Origin of the sequence: Candidatus Clostridium eludens (assembly GCF_045310515.1) — a bacterium.
GTDB classification, from domain to species: domain Bacteria; phylum Bacillota; class Clostridia; order Clostridiales; family Clostridiaceae; genus Clostridium_B; species Clostridium_B eludens.
Genome location: NZ_JBJHZX010000087.1, coordinates 1 through 7633 on the forward strand (window position 1 = coordinate 1; position 7633 = coordinate 7633).

The following is a 7633-nucleotide window of genomic DNA, read 5'->3' on the forward strand; positions in this document are numbered from 1 at the left end:
CCTAACAATTTTTTTAGATGATCATTCTCTTTTGTTACTTCTGTTAACTCATTTTCAAGTTCTTTTTCTCCCTCAACCAAAGCTTTTCTACCAGGCTTAACTTTAATCTCATCCTTAGAATTCTTTATCCACGTAAATATAGTTGATTTTGAGATCCCATGCCTTCTTGATACCAGTGAAACATTGCCTACTTCTTTCACTTCTCTTAATACCTCTTCTTTTAATTCTTTCGTATAACTTTTTCCTTTCATAGTTTACCTCTAATCACTTTCTACATTATAATAAATACAGATGTAATTGTCCAAACCCATTTAGGGGCTTAAGAGAGTTAAATCATGAGAAGGTGCTAAAGACGAGTAGTAATAATAATAGATACGATGATAAGTTCAAAGCAGGTGCGGTGAAAATGGTGATAGGAAAAGGCCGAACAATAAGTTCCGTAGCAATGGATTTATGAGTATCGGAGCCTGCACTTAGAAGACTAACTATATGAAGTCAATATAAAAATGAATATTTTGCATAATTATTTTATTAGTTAAAAAAGTGTATGACAAATAGAGCAACAAGGTTGCTCTCAAAAAAATATAAAATTACTAAGGTTATATTTGAGGAATAAATTTAGTATTAGTCCGCAATAAGTAGTAGATTACGCGCAGAAGTTTCTTGCCTACATGACTTATTGCAACACAATAGTGTTTACCCTCAGAACGTTTCTTACTGAGATAAGCAGCAAAAGTTATATCTCTCATGGCAACTAGTCTGGAAGCATTCATAACAGCCCTCCTGAGATACGTAGAACCACGTTTTACCATGGGTGTATGGGAAGCATTATATTTTCCAGATTGGTATGTAGACGGATCCATTCCAGCAAAGGCAAGTAATTTAGCAGGAGTATCGAATCGCACAATATGGCCTATTTCAGCTAATATTACTGCTGCTAGGGTGTAGGAGATACCAGGTATCGTAATGATTGGAGAATCTATTTCAAGAACCACAGCTTTAATCTGTTCATCTAATATATCAATTTCATTCTGGAGAGATTGGATAAGACGTATAGTCTGCTGAAGTTCAAATGCCAACGATCTTATACTTGAACCAATAGAATTAGCAGCAAGTTCTTTAATAGCAATTGCCTTTTCCTTACCATATTTACCTTTTGAAGATTTCTGCAGGATATTAGTTAGCTTTGTTAAATGACACCTGCTGATTTCAATTGGGGTTGGGCATTCAAGAAGCATCATGTAAGAAGAATTCTGATGGATAAACCAAACTAAACCAGGAAGTTCAGGAAAGATAATGTCTATTAATCTGGTAATAGATAGTTTTAGTTTGGAACGATAGCCAATCATACGATAGCGATGTCTGGTTAGTGACTTTAGCTCCTGAATCTGATAAGATACAGGTGAATAGGATTTTGTATCATCAGAAAAGAGCATAGTCGCTATAACCTTGGAGTCGGTTTTATCTGTTTTAGTTTTCCTAAGGGTTCCAGCCTTACGAAAAAGGTTAGTAGATAAAGGGTTAAAGATAGTAACTTTAAAACCTTTAGAATACAGATAATTAGTGATGTTAGTGCTATAATGACCTGTTGATTCGAGTCCTATTTTTACGTTAGAGCTATCCATATCAGGCAGGAGTGAAATAATTGAAGAATAGAGGAAATTGAACCCTTCAAGAGAATTGGATATACGTAAGGAATCAGAGAGAATGACACCATCAGAATCAATGATACAACAGTCATGTTTGTTTTTGGCAACATCAATACCAACAAAAATCATAATAACAACTCCTAATAAAAATAGTACGCTATGTTCCACGAACTCTATGTTAAATGTATCCTTGCTATATATAAAATGTCATGCGTTATCTAACTAATTAACAAATAAACATAGAGCTGTGGTTAGAGCCTTCTACGGAAATAGTCTAGTTGTAATGAACAGCTTGCTATAGGTGATGAAACTAATCCACAGCGTCTAAAAGGATTATACAAAAAATATTTAAAAAGGAAAATGTATAATGTAAAATCCTATGTTTTCATTATACAAGGTGAAGAAATGCTTGAGCCGTATGAGAGGGAAACTCTCATGTACGGTTCTTAGACGAGGGAGAGGGAGTAATCCCTTTTCTTTAGTCGATTATGCTAGTAACGACTACCAAAAGCTACTTAAAAAGTATGGCTTTGTATGCAGCATGAGTAGAAAAGGTAATTGCTATGATAGCGCTCCGATGGAATCCTTTTGGGGTAAACTCAAGATGAAATGGCTAAATGATTATAATTTTAAGACCAGAGAAGAGGCTAAAAAAGCTGTTTTTGAATACATAGAGTTATTTTATAACCGTCATAGGACTCATTCAGCAAATGGATATATTCCTCCATTTATGATGGGGGAGGCTTCATAGTAATACTAAGAAAAAATGAGATAATTATGGATTCTTGCTGTCTATTTTATTGAGGCAAGGTCAATCCTTTTATTTTATTTTTTCGCTTGCACTTATATAATAAAACAAAAGGATGGGATTTTTTATACCTAAAATTTTTTTGTTTACTTTATCGAACTCAGTTTAAAATAACTCATATATCTAAAAATTGTTTTCATTCAACTCATAGAACATTCATAGGTAAATTTTTATCACAAAACACAGGTGAACCTATTTATGTGATTATAGATGACACTATTAGCATGAAAACTAAGCCTTAGGCACGGGCTAAGAGTCCAATAAAAAAATGTTCATTTCATAAATCGCATTTAGAAAGTAAGACAGTTTATGGTCGTCAAGTTCTAGGAATCTTACTACAATGCGATGATGTTGTAATTTCATATCAACTAACGCTTTATGATAAAGTAAACGAAAACAATAAAAAAGTTACAAAAATCGAAATCACCATAAATGCAATTTCAACCTTACCCAGCCCACCAAATCAGGAATTTGTCCTAGGAGATAGCTGGTACAGTAATGAAAAAATTATAAAAGCAGCAAATAAAAATGGGTTTCAGTATATAAGAGCATTAAAAACAAATAAGTAGTTTTGCCAAAATGATAAACAAAGAAGACTTTCACTTAGTGACAGTGGATAAAAATTCTTACTATGTTTATAGATATCAAGGCAGAATAATAGGAAAAATTCAACCATAAACTATAATTAAATTTTCCAACTCACGTTAAATAATTATTTACAGCTCTAACCATTTAAATAAATCAGCCCGCTTTCTTAGAAAATTAGATCGCGATAGCAAAAGAAGGCTTTTCTGCTCCATACTAAAATCTTTACGTAAGATGCCATACATCATACGATGCATCCACGCTATAGGTATAAACATTGGATGTTCTTTTGCATAGTTATATCTTTTTGAAAGCCTATGTGATCTTGGAAAAAGAAAACCTACCATATATTTGAATTTGCCCTTGAGGCTATCAGATTGTCTATTACTTTCATAATAGGATAACAGATTATAGTCTACTAAACCTAGACTTGACCTGCCATAAATTCCTCCATGAACCCCTCCAGCAAAAATATTATCTATAATCATATCTATATATTCACTATGTTCGCTAATCTCTAGATTCTTGTTGTTTAATTTATTCGGTACAATCATATTAAACATTCTTCTACAAATTTCAAATATAGCAACAACAAAGTTTTCAATTTTACACCTCTCAACTTTTTCATAAAAAGTATTCCAGTTTACTTTATGTCCCTCTGCTTCAACTAAAATTACTAAATCACAAAGCTGACGAAATCCAAATCCTGCATACTTAAAGTGCCAAGCCATATGTACACATAAGTGTAAAATTTGATTTTCCACTGAAGGAATTAATAAATTTGCACCACTTATATTACTTATTTCAGTATTTTCCCAGATAACCTTTTCTACATAATTACTGTTTTTGTTAATCTGCATATCAAATAGTAGCCAATGAAGTTCAATAGGAAGAAAATGTTTATGTAAAAAAAATATATGCTTCAAGTCCCTATGATCCTCAAAATATCCGAGATTTAATAAAATTTTTTCTGCCTCATCTAAATCATCTCTATGTATGAGTATATCTATATCTCCCATAAGTCTCAGCTCTTTTACTGGATAGAGTTTTCTGAGAACTAATCCCTTTAATCCCATTACTTGTATTTCAGCTTCATTAAAAGCCCTTAATAAAGAACCTATCTTTTTAATATTTTGTACCTGAATCAATGTAGCTAAAATAGTAGACTTTTTCCATTCAAGCATAATGTCATTTTGTGGCCTAGACTTATCATCCATATCCTTTATTATAGGATATAATAATGTATATATATCCTGCTCCTTTGCCATTTCAAAAACTCTAATCCAATTGACATTATCTATTTCATTATTGTTGAACTTTTTTCCACGTATTGCTGCGGATAAAAGATACACTAGAATACGTTGGTTATTGTTCATAATAATCTCCCCCTATAATCTTTAATTTTCTCTATTCCAATTCATTTTGCATCTTTTATAAACCACAAAAGAGCTATAATAAATATCTTATATCTGACTTACGCTATCATTCACAAGGGTAATACTACCCTTCTTTATTTCTCTTTGCTAAGATATATCTATACCTCACGGTTTGGTATTATCCATTATTTATTTTTATTAAACTAGTAAAACTTTATTTTTAAAAAATTCCAGTACATAACTTTTACTTTCTTATTGTGAAATTTTAATATTTGACCTCATTTTTGTTAATACGATACAATTTGATTTTTATAACATATGAATAATATCAAAGTAATATATACTACTTTGATATTATCCCTTATAAATTTATAAAACTATTTATCAAACCATCACATTAAGCCCAGTTTGTGTTTGCCATTCCATATGCTTTTAACCATTTTCCTGTGCTTGTATCATAAACTACCTCTCCCACATAAATGGGCGTAAAATTTCCTTTAACGTTTGCGGCCGTTCTATATCCCTGCTGACCCGTGTAAACAAATAAAGCCAGTACATCTATATAAATCCAAACAACAGTACCATCAATAGCGCTTCCACTGATATGAGATGGTGCTGTACTCCCCGAGGTTCCTGAAACGGAACATTTATAAACTTTGTTATTAGCATATACGGAATTTCCAGCTAAATAAGCTGTTGATGCTATCCAAGCTGTACTGCATCCTGTTCCCGTAGTGGTGCACACAAATCCAGTTGGATTTCCATTGCCGTAAACATCAAAAGTAAATATCGTTCCCTTATGGACTTTAACACTTGGCATTGATAAGCTAGATCTATTATTATATCCTTTATTGCTCAGAATTTTTACATTTTCAGATTTTGTACTTAAATAAATATAGTTTCCATTATTATACTTCATATCATTTATGATATTATCTTTTATTACTATATTACTAGTAGTACAAGTGCCAAGTGGATTGGTTAACTCTATAAAAGCATAATCCCTATTTGTATCTGTAAATATATATGAATTACCCAGAATATAGTATCCTGAAACCCCTGTACATTTTATTCTTATGGTCACATTATCAGCATAAGCATTTGAGTTATCAATAAGTCTATTTTCCTTTATCTCTAGCTCTGAAGGTGTTTTAGAATAGTCAGTACTTCCATCATAGGTATTAACTATAATAGCACTATTAGCAAATCCATCAATTAAATTATCTTTCACCGAGGAATTATTAATGACACCACTTATATAAATTCCTGCACAATGGTCTGATGTTGATAAATCAGTTTTAGCTCCATCTAAAGTGTTGTCAGAAACCTCAACATTTGATAATATTACTCCAGGTTTACTTGTTGATATTCTTATTCCTCCTATTTGTTTTATATAAGATGATGTTTTTAATATAGCTTTTGTCATGGCTAACATATTATTAGAAACTCTTATATTTTTATAAATTCCCGTTGTATATGATTCATTACACCCCTCAATCAGAATAGCAGTTGCTACATTAGGCCCACTTACCTCTTTATAAGCATCGCTTATCGTTTTAGTAACAAGTCCCCAGTCTGCAATTTGATTACCTTGCACTAATACATTTTCTCCTACTGCTCTAATTCCATAAATATATGAATTTTTAATTTTATTATTAGATATAATTGTGTTATAGCAGTTATGAATACTGTCCCAAGTATCATTTCCTCCCAAGCCAATATTGGGATAAAGTATAATGCCAAATATGCATTCATTTATAGCATTTGCATTTATAATACTTTCTCCCGCTCCTGTTATAGTCTGCCCTTCTGCAACAATACCACTTATACAATTTTCAACCACATTTCCTTGAACTATAATATCTATTTGTGTTGGTGTAGTAGAAGCATGTGACCCAATTTGAGTCTGTATACCTATATTTGCATATTCCCATATTACTCCCTGACCATATTTAGAAGTATGAGTTATAAACGGAACTTTAACTCTACTACTTTTAACATAATTATTAACTATCCTCACTTTACCTGGCTCAAAATCGTAATATACGTCATTAGTATAATAGCCTCCAACATCTATGGCATTTCCTCCATATACTCCGCCACTTCCATCAGGATACAAGTTTTTCATACCATCAATAGAATTTCCCTCTATCAAAATATCACTGCAACATTTACTAGATATACCATAAAATACAGGATTAATCATCTTAACATTCATTACCTTAACACAATCGCTATTTGAAATTCTTATTGCCCCATACCCTCCATAACTAGGAATATCAGACCACTCATAAAGTTTTGGTTCGACATCTGATTGGTCAATAGTTACATCTTTTACAGTTATATTTTTTAATCTACTATTTATATTAGTAGCTTGATCAGCATTTGTATTAAATGCAAATATTTCTCTGTTAACATTTATATCTCCACGAGCCTTTATAACAGAACCATTTCCTTCCCCACATACCGTAAAATTACTACAATTAATATAGAAATTATTTGTTATTATATATATCCCATTGGGGAAATATAAAGTTCCTCCACCAAGACTTGTAATATAATCTATAGCACTTTTTATTGCTCCTGTATCGTCCGTTACCCCATCACCTTTTGCTCCATAAAACTTTAAATTTGCGTAATCTATATCATCAGCTTGCAAACTAGACCTTTCAGCCATTGATTCATCTATTTTATCTACATTACTCAATTTAGCACCGCCTTACTAATATACTATACATTAGATGTATTATGGATCATTTCATAAAAAAGTCGATTAGCTACAAAATATATTTTAGCTTGTTGAATAATTAAGTTGCATAATTTATACTCTAGAATTTATATGATGCCATATGTATTGGACTGGGTGTATTAAAAATTGCTGCTTTTACTATATTAAATGGGTTAGTATTAGAATCTTCAAATATTCCAAGAATATTTTCTTGATATTATTCCTTGCTCTTTTTTATTGAATTCATCTATTAAGTACGACAGAAGAGCACGTTTAATATGAGATTCATAGAGCAGATCTGAAACTTGGTTATCATAGACAAGTAGTTAAGCAAAATGATAATGGTAGTATAGTATCTGCTACAGATGCAGCACAGTGTAATTTATATCGTTTATATTTCCCAAGACGAGCGGATTAACCCCCTCGTTTTGGACAGAATCTAATAAATTCTTCATTTCTCTTAAATTTAGACCCTTATTTGAATATT

The 7633-nt window shown here is 31.7% G+C and carries 4 protein-coding genes and 1 pseudogene; 1 reads left to right on the forward strand and 4 read right to left on the reverse strand.

What is annotated here, in order from left to right:
• Together ACJDU8_RS24775 and ACJDU8_RS24780 are read right to left on the reverse strand one after the other, a co-directional pair.
• Nucleotides 1–251: transposase (locus ACJDU8_RS24775; RefSeq protein ID WP_406794861.1), on the reverse strand; the 251-nt coding region annotated here is incomplete at its 3' end.
• Nucleotides 252–599: 348 nt separating this feature from the next.
• Nucleotides 600–1778 carry an IS110 family RNA-guided transposase gene (locus ACJDU8_RS24780; protein WP_406794862.1) on the reverse strand — a complete coding sequence of 393 codons (1179 nt, stop codon included), beginning with the start codon at nucleotides 1776–1778 and terminating at the stop codon, nucleotides 600–602.
• 352 nt (nucleotides 1779–2130) lie between these two features.
• On the opposite strand from ACJDU8_RS24780, the pseudogene ACJDU8_RS24785 reads away from it, so the two are divergent.
• Nucleotides 2131–2400: pseudogene (locus ACJDU8_RS24785) on the forward strand (integrase core domain-containing protein); the annotation flags it as partial.
• Nucleotides 2401–3173: 773 nt separating this feature from the next.
• Here the strand turns inward: ACJDU8_RS24785 and ACJDU8_RS24790 are convergent.
• Nucleotides 3174–4418: a nucleotidyltransferase domain-containing protein gene (locus ACJDU8_RS24790; protein ID WP_406794863.1), complete on the reverse strand. Its 1245-nt coding sequence runs from the start codon at nucleotides 4416–4418 to the stop codon at nucleotides 3174–3176.
• 397 nt (nucleotides 4419–4815) lie between these two features.
• Complete coding sequence (locus ACJDU8_RS24795) at nucleotides 4816–7125, reverse strand: glycosyl hydrolase family 28-related protein (protein WP_406794864.1); 2310 nt, start codon at nucleotides 7123–7125, stop codon at nucleotides 4816–4818.
• Nucleotides 7126–7633: the final 508 nt, after the last annotated feature.